Source organism: Variovorax sp. J2L1-78, from assembly GCF_030317205.1.
In the GTDB taxonomy this organism is placed as follows: Bacteria; Pseudomonadota; Gammaproteobacteria; order Burkholderiales; family Burkholderiaceae_C; genus Variovorax; species Variovorax arabinosiphilus.
In genome coordinates, this window is sequence record NZ_JASZYB010000001.1 from 636,968 (window position 1) to 650,634 (window position 13,667).

14 protein-coding genes are annotated in these 13,667 nt (G+C 67.5%); 6 read left to right on the plus strand and 8 right to left on the minus strand.

What is annotated here, in order from left to right:
• Positions 1 to 16: 16 nt before the first annotated feature.
• Genes tolQ through ribD form a run of 8 tightly spaced genes read right to left on the minus strand, consistent with a single transcriptional unit; the run spans position 17 to position 6,325 of the window.
• Complete coding sequence (gene tolQ / locus QTH86_RS03035) at positions 17 to 727, minus strand: protein TolQ (RefSeq protein WP_286646136.1); 711 nt, start codon at positions 725 to 727, stop codon at positions 17 to 19.
• On the minus strand, positions 724 to 1,161 hold the full coding sequence (gene ybgC / locus QTH86_RS03040) for a tol-pal system-associated acyl-CoA thioesterase (protein ID WP_286646135.1): 438 nt from the start codon (positions 1,159 to 1,161) through the stop codon (positions 724 to 726). The genes tolQ and ybgC overlap by 4 nt, the downstream gene beginning before the upstream one ends.
• A complete protein-coding gene (locus tag QTH86_RS03045; RefSeq protein WP_286646134.1) occupies positions 1,158 to 2,342 on the minus strand; it encodes a pyridoxal phosphate-dependent aminotransferase in 1,185 nt (394 codons plus the stop codon). Before QTH86_RS03045 ends, ybgC begins: the two co-directional genes overlap by 4 nt.
• On the minus strand, positions 2,339 to 2,875 hold the full coding sequence (nusB, locus tag QTH86_RS03050; protein ID WP_286646133.1) for a transcription antitermination factor NusB: 537 nt from the start codon (positions 2,873 to 2,875) through the stop codon (positions 2,339 to 2,341). The genes QTH86_RS03045 and nusB overlap by 4 nt, the downstream gene beginning before the upstream one ends.
• Complete coding sequence (ribH, locus tag QTH86_RS03055; protein WP_286646132.1) at positions 2,872 to 3,336, minus strand: 6,7-dimethyl-8-ribityllumazine synthase; 465 nt, start codon at positions 3,334 to 3,336, stop codon at positions 2,872 to 2,874. Before ribH ends, nusB begins: the two co-directional genes overlap by 4 nt.
• 4 nt (positions 3,337 to 3,340) lie before the next feature.
• The gene (gene ribBA, locus QTH86_RS03060) at positions 3,341 to 4,495 is read right to left on the minus strand and encodes a bifunctional 3,4-dihydroxy-2-butanone-4-phosphate synthase/GTP cyclohydrolase II (RefSeq protein ID WP_286646131.1); all 1,155 of its coding nucleotides are present in this window, start codon (positions 4,493 to 4,495) and stop codon (positions 3,341 to 3,343) included.
• Entirely contained in the window at positions 4,492 to 5,145 is a 654-nt protein-coding gene (locus QTH86_RS03065; RefSeq protein WP_286646130.1) for a riboflavin synthase, read from the minus strand. The genes ribBA and QTH86_RS03065 overlap by 4 nt, the downstream gene beginning before the upstream one ends.
• Positions 5,146 to 5,194: 49 nt before the next feature.
• The gene (gene ribD, locus QTH86_RS03070) at positions 5,195 to 6,325 is read right to left on the minus strand and encodes a bifunctional diaminohydroxyphosphoribosylaminopyrimidine deaminase/5-amino-6-(5-phosphoribosylamino)uracil reductase RibD (protein ID WP_286646129.1); all 1,131 of its coding nucleotides are present in this window, start codon (positions 6,323 to 6,325) and stop codon (positions 5,195 to 5,197) included.
• Positions 6,326 to 6,529: 204 nt separating this feature from the next.
• Here ribD and pilV point away from each other — a divergent pair, with 204 nt between their 5' ends.
• Genes pilV through QTH86_RS03100 form a run of 6 tightly spaced genes read left to right on the plus strand, consistent with a single transcriptional unit; the run spans position 6,530 to position 13,652 of the window.
• Positions 6,530 to 7,126, plus strand: coding sequence for a type IV pilus modification protein PilV (gene pilV / locus QTH86_RS03075; protein WP_286646128.1), 597 nt, complete (start codon positions 6,530 to 6,532; stop codon positions 7,124 to 7,126).
• Positions 7,101 to 8,078, plus strand: a complete 978-nt coding sequence (locus QTH86_RS03080; protein WP_286646127.1) for a PilW family protein — start codon at positions 7,101 to 7,103, stop codon at positions 8,076 to 8,078. Before pilV ends, QTH86_RS03080 begins: the two co-directional genes overlap by 26 nt.
• The gene (locus tag QTH86_RS03085; protein ID WP_286646126.1) at positions 8,075 to 8,716 is read left to right on the plus strand and encodes a pilus assembly PilX family protein; all 642 of its coding nucleotides are present in this window, start codon (positions 8,075 to 8,077) and stop codon (positions 8,714 to 8,716) included. Before QTH86_RS03080 ends, QTH86_RS03085 begins: the two co-directional genes overlap by 4 nt.
• Positions 8,717 to 8,728: 12 nt before the next feature.
• On the plus strand, positions 8,729 to 12,673 hold the full coding sequence (locus QTH86_RS03090; protein WP_286646125.1) for a pilus assembly protein: 3,945 nt from the start codon (positions 8,729 to 8,731) through the stop codon (positions 12,671 to 12,673).
• Positions 12,670 to 13,107, plus strand: a complete 438-nt coding sequence (locus tag QTH86_RS03095; RefSeq protein WP_286646124.1) for a type IV pilin protein — start codon at positions 12,670 to 12,672, stop codon at positions 13,105 to 13,107. Before QTH86_RS03090 ends, QTH86_RS03095 begins: the two co-directional genes overlap by 4 nt.
• A complete protein-coding gene (locus QTH86_RS03100) occupies positions 13,104 to 13,652 on the plus strand; it encodes a GspH/FimT family pseudopilin (protein ID WP_286646123.1) in 549 nt (182 codons plus the stop codon). Before QTH86_RS03095 ends, QTH86_RS03100 begins: the two co-directional genes overlap by 4 nt.
• Positions 13,653 to 13,667 lie beyond the last annotated feature (15 nt).

Below are 13,667 nucleotides of genomic sequence, written 5' to 3' on the forward strand. Positions count from 1 at the left end.
GCGTGCGGGCGTTCGCTCAGCGGCCGGTGGCCGAACCCTGCGACGCCACGTGCGTCGACAGGTTGCGCTGCAGGATGTTGGAGAACTCTTCGGTGAAGGTCTCCAGCGCGATGGCGATCTTGTCGATCTCGCGAGCGAAGCGGTTGTAGCTCACGACCGCGGGAATGGCGGAGAACAGGCCGATGGCGGTGGCCACCAGCGCCTCGGCGATGCCGGGGGCCACGGTGGCGAGCGTCACCTGGGCGAGCGCGGCCAGGCCGGTGAAGGCATGCATGATCCCCCAGACCGTGCCGAACAGGCCGACGTACGGCGACACCGAGCCGACCGTCGCCAGGAAGGACAGGTTGGATTCGGCCACGTCCATCTCGCGCTGGAAGCTGGCACGCATCGCGCGGCGGGCACCGTCGAGCAGGGTGGACGCATCGGAGATGTGGCGCTCGCGCAGCTTCTGGTACTCGCGCATGCCGGAGGCGAAGATGCGTTCCATCGGGCCGGCGAACTTGGCGTTCTGCGCGGCCGACGAGAACAGCTCGTTCAGGCTGGTGCCCGACCAGAACTCGCGCTCGAAGTCGTCGTTGAGCGAACGCATGCGCTTGAGCGCGAAGTACTTGCGGATGATGGCGGCCCAGCTCGCGATCGAGATGCCGATCAGCAGCGCCACGACCAGTTGCACGACGAAGCTGGCGTGCAGCAGAAGGTTGATGATCGAGAGGTCTTGGTTGTTCATGGCTTCAACGGTTGGGAGATGGAGCTGCATTCGCGCTCGAGGGTTCCCGCGACATCGGCAGGAATGCGCGACGGCCGCATGGTGGCGGTGTCGACCCAGCCGATGCGGATCGTGCCTTCGCACAGCAGCAGGGTCGGCTCGTTTTTGGCGAGCACGCGCTGGGCGATTGTGGCTGACACGGCGCCGGTCTGACGCAACTCGGCCGTAACAAGCAGTTCGTCGTCGAGCCGGGCGGGGCGGTGGTACTTGAGCTGCGTCTCGCTCACGACGAACATGCCGCCGCTTCGCTCGCGCAGCGCCTGTTGCCCGATGCCCAGGGAGCGCAGCCACTCGGTGCGCGCGCGTTCCATGAACTTCAGGTAGTTGGCGTAGAACACGATGCCGCCGGCATCCGTGTCTTCCCAGTAGATGCGGATCGGGAACTGGAAACTCATCCGGCCAGCGTCTTGAGCCGCGCGATCGCTTCTTCGAGGTGCGCCATCGAACTGGCGGTCGAGAAGCGGACGAAGCGCGCAGTCTCGGCCGTGCCGAAGTCGCGGCCCGGCGTGACGGCGACGTGCGCGCGCTTCATCACCTCGAAGGCGAAGTCCCAGCTGCCCTCGATGCCGAGCTTGCGCGCGAAGGCGGAGCAATCCGCCCAGGCGTAGAAGGCACCGTCGGGCACAACGGGCACCGTCAGGCCCAGGGCGTTCAGCTGCGGGATGAACCAGTCGCGCCGGGCCTTGAATTCGGCGCGGCGGCGTTCGTACTCGACGATGCTCTCGGCCTCGAAGCAGGCGAGCGCCGCGTACTGCGCGACCGTGCTGGCGCAGATGAACAGGTTCTGCGCGAGCCGCTCGACCGCCGGGACGATCGCGTCCGGCACCACCAGCCAGCCCAGGCGCCAGCCGGTCATGTTGAAGTACTTGCTGAAGCTGTTGATGCTGATGACCTGGTCGTCGATGGCCAGCGCGGTCTGGCCGAACAGGTCGTCGTGCGAGAGGCCCAGGTAGATCTCGTCGATCAGCGTGATACCGCCGTGCCTGGCCACCACCTCGTGGATACGGCGCAGCTCGTCGGGCGCGATCGAGGTGCCGGTGGGGTTGGACGGCGACGCCAGCAGCACGCCGCGCGTCCTGTCGGTCCAGGCGGCCTCGACCTTGGCGGCGCTCAGCTGGAAGCGCTCGGCGGCGGTGGTCGGCACGAGGACGGCGGTGCCCTCGGCGGCCGTCACGAAATGCCGGTTACAGGGGTAGCTGGGGTCGGGCAGCAGGATCTCGTCGCCAGCCTCGATGAGGGCCAGGCAGGCCAGCTGCAATGCGGCGGATGCGCCGGCGGTGATCACGATGCGACGGGCCGGCACTTCGACATTGAAGCGCTGGCGGTACCAATCGCTGATGCGCTCGCGCAGCAGGTCGAGCCCGGTCGCCTGCGTGTACTGCGTGGCGCCGGCACGCACCGCACGCACGGCCGCTTCCTGCACCAGCGGCGGCGCGGTGAAGTCCGGCTCGCCGATGTTCAGGAAGATCATCGGGCGGTCGGTGGCTGCCACTTCGCGCGCCAGCGCGCCGGCCGCCTTGGCGACCTCCATCACATAGAAGGGTTCGATCTTCTCGGCGCGCGAAGAGATCCTCATGCGCGCGCCTTCCCCGATGCGCGGTCCGCTTCGACCTCCAGGCTGCGCAGCTGTGGCGCCAGGCCGTTGAGCACGGCGTTGACGTACTTGTGGCCGTCGGTGCCGCCGAACTCCTTGGCGAGCTCGATGCATTCGTTGAGTACCACGCGCCATGGCACGTCGAGGCAGTGCTTGAACTCGTAGACGCCGATCCACATCACGGCATGTTCGACAGGCGAGATCTCGGCCAGCTTGCGGTCGAGCAGCGGCACGATCATCGCGTCGAGTTCGACTTCTTCGCGGATCGAGCCGTGCAGCAGGGCGTCGTAGTGCGCCGCGTCGGCCTTGTGGAAGCCGGCCAGGTCGCGCGTGAAATGGTCGATGTCGGTCGGGTCGTTGCGGCCCACCAGGTGCTGGTAGAGCGCCTGGAGGGCGAACTCGCGCGAGCGGCTGCGGTTGGACTTGGCCGCGGCCTTGCGGGCGCCGGTGGCGGTCAGGCCGGTACGGGTCTGGCGCGTCTTGGCGCTGGGTTCTTTGGGGGAGGAGTCGGTCATTTGAGCGTTGCCAAGAGGCGCGCCATCTCGACGGCGACCCGGGCCGCGTCGCGACCCTTGTCGGTCTGCCGCGCAACGGCCTGTTCGAGGTTGTCTGTGGTGAGGATCGCGTTGGCGATCGGCAGGTGCGCGTCGAGCGCGACGCGGCTGACGCTCGCGCCGGATTCGTTCGCGACGAGCTCGAAGTGGTAGGTCTCGCCGCGGATGATGCAGCCGAGCGCGACGAGCGCGTGGTAGCCGCCGCGCCGCGCCATGGCCTGCAACACGATGGGTACTTCGAGGGCCCCCGGGACCTGGACATGGTCGACGTCGCCCTCGGCCACGCCCAGGGCGGCGAGTTCGGCCAGGCAGGCCGAGGCCAGCGCGTCGGTGATGTCCGCGTTGAAACGCGCCTGGACGACGCCGATGCGCAGGCCCTTGCCGTCGAGTGGCGCTTCGGCGCCCTTGTTTGCATGAAGCACGATGTCAGTCCTTGTGGATGTAGCCGGTGATCTCGATGCCGTAGCCGGCCGCCATGCTGGGCATGCGGCGCGGCGTGCCCAGCAGTTGCATCTTGTGCACGCCGCATGCGCGCAGGATCTGCGCGCCCACGCCGTAACTGCGCAGGTCCATGCGGCCGCGCTCGGGGGCCTGCGCGGGGCGCGCGGTGCCGTCGAACTGGGCCAGCAGGTCTTCGCCGGTCTCGCCGCAGTTCAGCAGCACGGCGACGCCCTTGTTCTGCGCTGCGATGTAGGCGAGGCTGGCGTCCAGGCTCCAGGAATGCAGCGAACGGTTGACTTCCAGCGCATCGAGTACCGACAGCGGCTCGTGCACGCGCACTGCGACCGTCTCGTCTGCGCCCCAGCTGCCGCGCACCAGCGCCAGGTGCACGCCGTTGCTGGGCTTGTCCTGGAACGCGTAGGCGGTGAAGCCGCCCCAGGCCGTCTGGATCTCACGGCAGCCGACCTTCTGCACCAGCGTTTCGGTGCGGCTGCGGTGCTCGATCAGGGCGGCGATGGTGCCGATCTTGAGGCCATGTTCGGCGGCGAAGATCTGCAGGTCGGGCAGGCGCGCCATCGTGCCGTCCTCGTTCATCACCTCGCAGATCACCGAGGCGGGCGAGCAGCCGGCCATGGCGGCCAGGTCGCAGCCGGCTTCGGTGTGGCCGGCGCGCATCAGCACGCCGCCGTCGACCGCCTGCAGCGGGAAGATGTGGCCTGGCTGTACCAGGTCGGCCGCCACGGCGTCGCGCGCGACCGCCGCCTGCACGGTGCGGGCGCGGTCGGCGGCGGAAATGCCGGTCGTCACGCCTTCGGCGGCTTCGATCGACACCGTGAAGGCGGTCGAATGCTTGGCGCCGTTGCGCGCCACCATCGGCGGCAGGTTGAGCCGCTCGCACATCTCGCGCGACAGGGTCAGGCAGATCAGGCCGCGCGCATGGCGTGCCATGAAGTTGATCGACTCGGCCGTGATGTGGTCGGCCGCGATGACGATGTCGCCTTCGTTCTCGCGGTCTTCCTCGTCCACCAGGATGACCATACGGCCGGCGGCGAGCTCGGCCACGATCTCGCTCACGGGGGAGATGGGCGCGGGTGTGCGTCCGTTGCGGGTGCCCGCGATGGGCGTGACGGAGGCGTTCATGGGGTGCTGTCTTTCTGCGGAACGGGGAGGGCGCCGGCCTGGAGCATGCGCTCCACGTAGCGCGCCACGGTGTCGATCTCGAGGTTCACCGCGCTGCCTTCCTTCAAGGTGCCGAGCGAGGTGTTCTCCACCGTGTGGGGGATGAGGTTGATGCTGATCTCGCTGCCCTCGGCGTTGTCGGTCACGGTGTTCACCGTCAGGCTCACGCCGTTGATGGTGATCGAGCCCTTGTACGCCAGAAAGCGGGCCAGCGCCTGCGGCGCCAGGATGCGCAGTTCCCAGCTTTCGCCGACGGGTGCGAAGCGGGTCACGCGGCCGATGCCGTCGACGTGGCCCGAGACGATGTGCCCGCCCAGCCGATCGTTCGCGCGCAGCGCCTTCTCGAGGTTGACCGACGCACTTTCCTCGGCGAGACCTGCCGTCTTGTCGAGCGATTCGGCCGAGATGTCGATGGTGAACTGCTGTTGCGCCGGGTCGAGCGAGGTGACCGTCATGCAGGCGCCGTTCAGGGCGATGCTGTCGCCGAGGCCGACGTCGTCGAGGTAGCCCGGCGGTACGGCGATGCTGAGTCGCTTGCCGTGGGAGGAGGAGCTTCCGAGGTTGCGTACGGCGGCGATGCGCCCCACGCCGGTGATGATGCCGGTGAACATTCCCGCATTTTCGCAGAGAACGCGAAGGCGCTCCCCGGACGCCCGGCGCTCAGAACGAATCGTGTCCCTGCACCCGCGCGAGGATCCGCAGGTCGGGCCCGAAACGGTCGACCGAATGGAAGTCCAGGGCGAGGGCGTCGGCCAGCGCCGTCAGCGGGCCACCGGCATGGGGCTGGCTCGCCATCCCGAAGCCATCGCCCAGGAACTTGGGCGCCAGGTACACCAGCAGTTCGTCGACCAGGCCTTCACGCATCAGCGAGCCGTTGAGCTTGTGGCCGGCCTCCACGTGCAGTTCGTTGACCTCCCGCATGGCCAGGTCGCGCAGCATGGCGGCCAGGTCGACCTTGCCGTCGGTGTTGGCCAGGACCGTCACCGTGGCGCCTTTGGCCTCCAGCGCCGCGGCGAGGGCCTCGTCGCGGCGGGCCGCGTAGATCCAGACCTGGCGGCCGGGAATGTCGAACAGCCGGGCGCCGGGGGGCGTCTGGAGCCGGCTGTCGACGATCACCAGGTTCGGTTGGCGGGGCGTTTCGATCCCGCGCACATCGAGGCGCGGGTCGTCTTCGATCAGCGTGCCGACGCCGGTCAGCACGGCGCTGGCCCGTGCGCGCCAGGCATGGCCGTCGGTCCGGGCGGCATCGCCGGTGATCCACTGGCTCGCGCCGTTGGGGAGGGCCGTCTTGCCATCCAGCGAGGCCGCGGTCTTCATGCGGACCCAGGGCGTCCTGCGGACCATGCGACTGAAGAAGCCGAGGTTGAGTTCGCGCGATTCGACCGCGCCGGGCCCGACCTCGACGTCGACCCCGGCGGCGCGCAGGCGCGCAAAGCCATTGCCACCCACGAGCGGGTTCGGGTCCGCGATGGACGCCACGACCCGGCGGATACCGGCGGCGATCAGCGCGTCGCAGCACGGGCCGGTGCGGCCGTGGTGCGAGCAGGGCTCCAGCGTGACGTAGGCGGTCGCCCCCTCGACCGACAGGCCGTGCGCCGCCGCATCGCGCAACGCCATCACTTCGGCATGCGGGCCGCCGACGGGCTGGGTGTGGCCGGTGCCGAGGATGCGGCCGTGGGCATCGGTCAGAACGCAGCCGACGCGGGGATTGGGGTCCGTCATCAGGAGGCTGTCGAGAGCGAGACGGTGCGCGTGTGCGCTTCGGGCGGCGTCTTCGGGAGTGAGCGGCATGAGGGGAAGAGGTGGGGGTGGTGCGTTGGATCTTCGCGTGGCGCAGCGGCGCGAGAAATTGCACGAGCGGTCTTTCGAATCATACGAGCGGTAGCGCTGCACGGGATGAACGGCGCACGACCGGCCTTGGCGCAAACCTAGACTTCGCAAAACGACTGCGCGGGGCCTCTGCCTGCGACAGATCGACATCAGGGAGTGAAAGGTATGGCGTCATCCAGGCGCGCCGAGGGGGGCTTTTCCCTGCTCGAGGTGCTGATCTCGATCGTCGTGCTCAGCATCGGGTTGCTGGGGGCGGTGGGCATGCTGCTGGCGGCCGTGCGCAGCACGAACGAATCGGGTTCGTTCACCACCGCCGTCAACCTGGTCCGCGAGCTGTCCGAGACAGCGCGGATCAACAAGAACATCGCAGCGCGCAACAACGCTGAGAACGCCTACGTCGTCGACGACTGGAAGAGCGGCGGCGCACTGCCCGGCGCGACCGAAACGGCCTGTATCGGCATGGCCGCGGCCTGCGGGGACAAGGCATTGGCCGCCTGGGACGTCCGTACCTGGCTGGAACGGGTCGACGCCACCTTGCCCGAGGCACGCGTCGCGGTCTGCTTCGACGACAACCCGCCGGCCAAGGACGGCCACTACGCCTGGCCCTGCAGCAAGACCGGCCGCAACCTTGTCGTCAAGCTCGGCTGGACGCCTCGCATGCCCATGGAAGACGAGAAGGATCAGGCGAAGCGCCCGCCGCGCGTGGTCATGCAACTCATCCCCGGACAGGACTACGATGACTTCACGCCGAAGAGCTTCTGAGGGCCGTCGCGGCACGCAGTGCGGGGTCACCCTGGTCGAACTGATGGTCGCGATGACCATCGGCCTCCTCGTGATCCTTGCGGCGAGCATCGCCTTCCTGGCCGGCAAGAAGCTCTTCAACGCCGACGCCGACGTTCAGGCCACCCAGGATTCGCTGCGCTTTGCCCGCTACGTCGTGCAGAGCGTGGTGCGCCAGGCCGGCTATGCCGACTACGCGCCGGACCGGCTGAGCGACGGTGTCGCGGTGATCGCAAGCAATGCGGTGCTCCTGGGCAACGGTGCCGGGACCGACGAGCTCAATGTCGTCGGTGCGACCAATGCGACGGTCAAGAGCAACGACGGCAGCATCGGCGCCCACGATACCGACGACAAGGCACAGAACGATTCGCTCCTGGTCCGCTTCTTCGGCCGCAGCAAGGCCGACGCGGACGTCGCCGACGACACGATCATCGACTGCCTGGGGCATCCCCAGAAAGGGCCGTCTGCCACGCCGACAGCCGCCGATCGTGTCTGGAGCTTCTTCTATGTGTCGGTCGGCAGCGACGACGTGCCCGCCCTCTACTGCAAATTTCGGACGAAAGCAGGAGGTTTCCACTCGGAGCAACTGGCCCGCGGCGTCGAGAAATTCAAGGTCGTCTACGGCTACGACGGCGATGGCGACAGCGTGCCGGAAACCTGGCTCGATGCCAAGGCGATCGATGCCCGCGCCAAAGCCGCCGGGACGCAGGTCAGCGTCGAGTGGCGGAAGGTCGTCGCGGTGCGCGTGGGCATCGTCGTGCGCAGCGATCGTGCGAATGGCGACCTGAAGAAGATCGAAGGGCAGTCCTACACGCTGTACCCGCTCGGTCCGGCGTTCAAGGACGTGGCTTTCGAGCCGCCGGACGATGGTCGCTTCCGGTCCGTCGCGACGTTCACGCTGATGCTGCGCAACGTGGTGAAGGACCCGGCATGAGCAGGTCCATCGCGCCCTCATTGCGACGTGATCGTTCGGGCGGCTTCTCCCTGATCGTGGTATTGCTGCTCCTCGTGGTGGTCACCGTGCTCGGCGTGGGCGCCGCGCGGCTCTCGCTCGTGAACGAGCGCAGCGCTCGCAGCGACCGTGACCAGGAGATGGCGCTGCAGGCGGCCGAGGCCGCACTGGTCGATGCCGAACTGGACATCCTCGGCCCCAATGCGAACGCGGCATCCCGCCTCTGTCTCTTCAACAACAAGGATGTCGCGCCCTTCGTGGAGGGGTGTGGCAGCAATACCAACCTGGGCCTCTGCGCGCCGAGCGCGCCGGGCACCACGCCCGCGTGGATGAAGGCCGATCTCTCGCCTGGCAGCAAGACCTCGGTCGCCTACGGCACCTTCACCGGCCAGACCTTTGTCGTCGGCAAGGGGGCAGCGCCGGCGGCCTTGCCGCGCTACATCGTCGAGGTCATGCGCAACAACGGGGGCTGGCAGGCCAACCGGCTGGAGAGTGCCCGCGCGGGCCAAGCCACCCACATCTTCCGCGTGACAGCCATCGGCTTCGGCGTCGATACCGACACGCAGGTGGTCTTGCAGACCAACCTGTACAAGCCGGCCGTCAGTGCCGGCTGCCCTTGAGAGGACTTTCCCATGTTCGAGATTCGACAAGGCGACCTGAAAGCCGCAGCCATGGCGATGGTGTTGTGGCTGTGCACGGCCACCCTGTTGGCGGGTGCCGCCCCCACGGCCCCGCTGCCGCCCGACGCCAGGCTGTCCGACGAGCCGCTGTTCTCCACCACCTCGCGGGTCAAGCCCAACATGGTGCTCGACCTGTCCGTGGAGTTTCCGACGACCGGCGCCGCCTATCGCGGCGACTTCGACATCACCAAGTCGTACATCGGCTATTGGGACCCGATGGGCTGCTACGACTACGTGCTGGCCGATCGCCAGTTCAAGCGGACGGCAAGCGCCAGCCTGTCCGGCAAGGCCATCGTCTGCGCGCAGCGATGGAGCGGGAACATGCTGAACTGGGCCGCATCGTCGGCCATCGACATGCTGCGCTACGCCATGACCGGCGGCGATCGCGTGGAGGACAGCACGACCAACACGGTGCTGCAGCGTGCGGTGTTGCAGGACAACTTCTACAACGCGGGCTTCAACTTTCCCGCGCGAGTCCTGGATGGCAATCTGGACAAGCTGACGCCGCTGTCGGGCACGTTGGGGGCCAACGGGAGCATCCGCATCGCGAACTGCCGCGACCAGCTGTTCATCGGCGCCACGTCCACCGGCAGCTGTACCAACCCGGGCACCGATCAACTTTATGGGCCCGCAGGAGCCGGCCCGTACTTCGCGCGCGTGCAAGTCTGCTCGTCCGTCGAAGGGCCGCTGCGCAGCGACCTCTGCGCCAAGCAGCCCAGCGGCTACTACAAGCCGGTCGGCACCATCCAGACGTATTCCGAGAAGATGCGCTTTGCCGCCTTCGGCTACCTGATGGACAACACCAACGCACGTTACGGCGGTGTGCTGCGCGCGCCGATGAAGTTCGCCGGCCCCACCGCGGAGAACGCCAAGTTCGAGAAGATCGCCAACGAAGCTGCGGAGTGGGATGCGACCACCGGCGTGTTCGCCGCCAATCCTCTGGCCAGTACCGAAGGCTCAAGCGGTGTCGTGAACTACCTGAACCGCTTTGGCCGGACGGGGCGGGTCCCCGGCACCTACAAGACCCTCGACACCCTCGGCGAGCTGTACTACGAATCGCTGCGGTACCTCCAGGGCCAAGCGCCCAGCCCACAAGCCACGGCCGGCATGACGGATGCGATGAAGGATGGCTTCCCGGTCTACAACGAGACCCCGAAGTGGGGCGGCGGCGCGCAGACCGGCTGGGACCCCGTGACCGCAAGCTGCCAGCGCAACTATGTCGTGGCGATCGGTGACCTGAACACCCACCACGAACATTCGCTGCCTGGTTTGCACAACGATGGGCTGGATGGCTGGCCCTCCGGCTTTCGGGCCGCGGACCTGTCCAGACTGGAGCCCGACACGGCGTTGTGGTCCAGCGTCGTGGGGGCCTTCGAGAACGCGGAGACCCTCGGCTACACCGTGCCCGGTGGTCCAGCGGGGTTGACGACACGCGGTAACGAGGCCGGTCCGCGCGCCTACGAGTACAAGAACGGGACGCCGATCACATCGTCCAACATGGCCAGCCTGGACAGTGGGTCCGATCAAGGGGCGCTGGGGTGGGCGGGCCTGGCGTATTGGGCGAACACGCAAAGGATTCGCGCCGACTATCCGGACGTTCGGGTGAAGACCTACACCATCGACGTCGACGAGGGGGGCGACGGAACGATCCGCCAGCGAAAGCGCGGCAGCGCCTACTACCTGGCTGCCAAGTACGGCGGCTTCGACGACAAGAACAAGGACGGGAACCCGTTCGTCACCGCGCCGGCCGCCGGCGACAAAGAGCTGCTCTCGAACACCGAGTGGCAGTCCGGTGTGGACGACGACGGCCTGCCGAAGCCGGCGAACTACTTCCTGGCGAGCAAGCCCGACGAGATGATCGCCGCGATTCGTCAGATCTTCGCCAAGGCGGGGGCTGCCAGCGGCACGATTGCGGGCGGTGCGCTGTCCGGCACCCGCGTCGCGGCGAGCGGCACGCGTGTCTACATCCCGCAACTGGACAGCACGCGCTGGTCGGGGTCGCTGCTGGCGTACCCGCTGAGCTACGACGCCAAGGCCGGCGCGGTGAGCAAGGCCGACACGCCGACCTGGAGCGCGGGCAGCCTCCTGACCGCTGCGAACAAGCCGGAGGCACGAAAGATCTACACGCAGCTCGGCACCAGGGCCGGTGCGGAGTTCAACTGGACCGTGCTGGGCAGCGACAAAGCCCGGGCCGATGCCCTGAATGCGGAGCCTTTCTCGCAGACGGGTGCAAAGGACGATCTGGGCGAGAAGCGGGTGGCGTATCTGCGCGGCGATCGGCGCGCGGAAGCCGACAAGGTGGGTGGCATCTTCCGGGTGCGTGATTCGGTCATGGGCGACGTCGTCAACTCGACGCCGCTCCTGGTCGGTGCGCCCAGCGCCACGGTGCAGGGCGCGGGCTACGACGCCTTCATGACGGCCCACAAGGGCCGGCAGCATGCCGTGTACGTCGGCGCCAACGACGGCATGCTGCATGCCTTCGCCGCGGACAGCGGTGCCGAACTCTTCGCCTATGTGCCGGGCTCGCTGTACGCCAAGCTCGGGAGCTACACGTCGCCGGACTACATCCATCAGCCCTACGTCGACGGCAGCGCAGCCGCTGGTGAAGTGCAATTGGCGAATGGCACCTGGCGCACGGCGCTGGTGTCGGGCCTGGGTGGCGGTGGCCGTGGCGTTTTCGCACTCGACGTGACCGATCCGTCGGCGTTCGGTGCCAGCAGCGTCCTGTGGGAGTTCACCGGCGAGGATGACGCGGACATGGGCCATGTGACGCAAGCGCCGCGTCTGCTGAAATTCCGGACCGTTGCGGCCAAGGACGGCAAGCCGGCCGTCTATCGCTGGTTCGCTGTGGTGCCTTCGGGCTTCAACAACGGCAACAAGACAAAGGCCGCGGCACTCTTCCTGCTCTCGCTCGACAAGGCGGCCGCAGCGCCTTGGCAGCGCGGCGTCAATTACCACAAGATCGTGTTGCCGGACCCGGCCGACAAGACGATGGTCAACGCGCTCGGCCCGGTGGGCGATTTCGCGGCCTCGGACAATTCCACGCGCCTCTTGTACGCCGGCGACACACAGGGCAATCTGTGGAAGTTCAGCTTCACCGAAGATGCGCCCTGGAGCGAAAGCGGCAAGGCCCTGGCCCTGAACGGCACCCCGCTGGTGGTGGCGCAGGACGGCATCGGGCAACGCCAGCCCATCACCGTCGCGCCCGAGGTGGGCGCCGGTCCGAACGGCGGCGCGATCGTGCTCTTCGGCACGGGGAAGTTCGTCGAGGTCAGCGACCTGTCGACACGGCGGGCGCAGACCATCTACGGCGTCTACGACAACGACTCGGCGATCCCGGTGGACCAGGCGCGCACGCAGCTCCAGTCGCGCGAAGTAGCGCCGGACGCCAAGGGCCAGTTCAGCATCACCGGCGACGCGTTCGTCCACGGGACCTACGACGACAAGACCTCCCGGCGCCGAGGCTGGTACTTCGACCTGCCGGAGGCCACCAACAACGGCGAGCGGCAGGTCTCGCGGATGGTGCTGAGCGATGGCTATCTCGTCTTCAACACGCTCATCCCGAACCCGAATGCGTGTGGTGCGGGAGGGGGAGGGCACAGCTGTGCGGTCAATGCGATGACCGGCCTGTCGTCCGGCAGCACCTGCATCCCGTCCACCATCGGCCTTCTCAGTTCGCCGCTGGTCATCCAGGAGGGGGACGGCGCCTACACGTCCACGGATTCCTTCGGACGCCGGCAGGAGACGAAGAAGGTCGCCGTCATCAACCTGGGGACGGGAGCGGGCGACGGCCCCGGGGCGACCATCACGCGTCCCATTGAGGGCGGCAAGGTCTCGCAGATCGCGGGTCGGCTCAACTGGCGGCAGGTCCTCAACTACAAGGACATCAAGCAATGAAGCGGCCTTTTTCATGCGGTCGCTGCGTCTCGACGCGCGGTTTCACCCTGATCGAGTTGATGATCGTGGTCGCGGTGATCGCGATCCTTGCAGCCATCGCCTATCCGTCGTACATGGACGCCGTGCGCAAAGGCTGGCGCGCCGAAGCGCGCACGGCACTGATGCAAGAGATGCAACAGCAGGAGCGCTTCTACACGCAGGTGAGCAGCTACCGAACACCCGTCTTCAAGGCCGACTCGGGGGACACGCCGGGCAGTGGAAAGTACACGCTGGCGGCGAGCGTCTGCGAGGGGGCACCCGACGTCCGGCGTTGTGTGACGCTGACGGCTCGGTTGAAGGATGGCTTGACCGATCCGCGGGTGGGTGACATCTCGATCAACAGCCGGGGTGAGAAGAGTTGCAGTGGCGACGACAAGGAACGGTGCTGGAAATGAGGCGGCGCACGCACCTTTCGGCGCGCCTGCGTGGCTTCACGCTCATCGAACTGATGGTCGTCGTCACGCTGGTGGCCGTGCTGAGCGCGATCGCCGTGCCCAGCTTCCGGGATCTTCTGCTAAACCAGCGGTTGGCGGCGAGCACCAGCGAGTTCGTCGCGGCGCTGAGCATGGCACGCGCCGAAGCGCTCAAGCGTTCGCAGACCGTCACGCTGACCCCCAGAACAATCAACGACTGGAACAGCGGTTGGGAAATCAAGAGCACCGTCGAGGGCGTCGCCACCACTTTGCGCGCCTTCGATGCGTTGCCTGGCGGCGTGACCGTGGATGCGGGACTGGGCAATGCCTTGGAAGGCAAGCTCAGCTACGACGCCAATGGCTTCTCGCGCAAGGGCGATGCGTACCAGATGGGCTGTATCGCGTTCAAGGCAGAAAGCGGGCGTCGCAGCGCCGTGGTGGTCTCGGCATCGGGACGCCCAAGGGTTTGTGATCCCGACAAGAAAGGCGATTGCGCCACCAGCCAGTGCAATGCCGCGGGCAGGTGAACTGCTGCGGCAAGC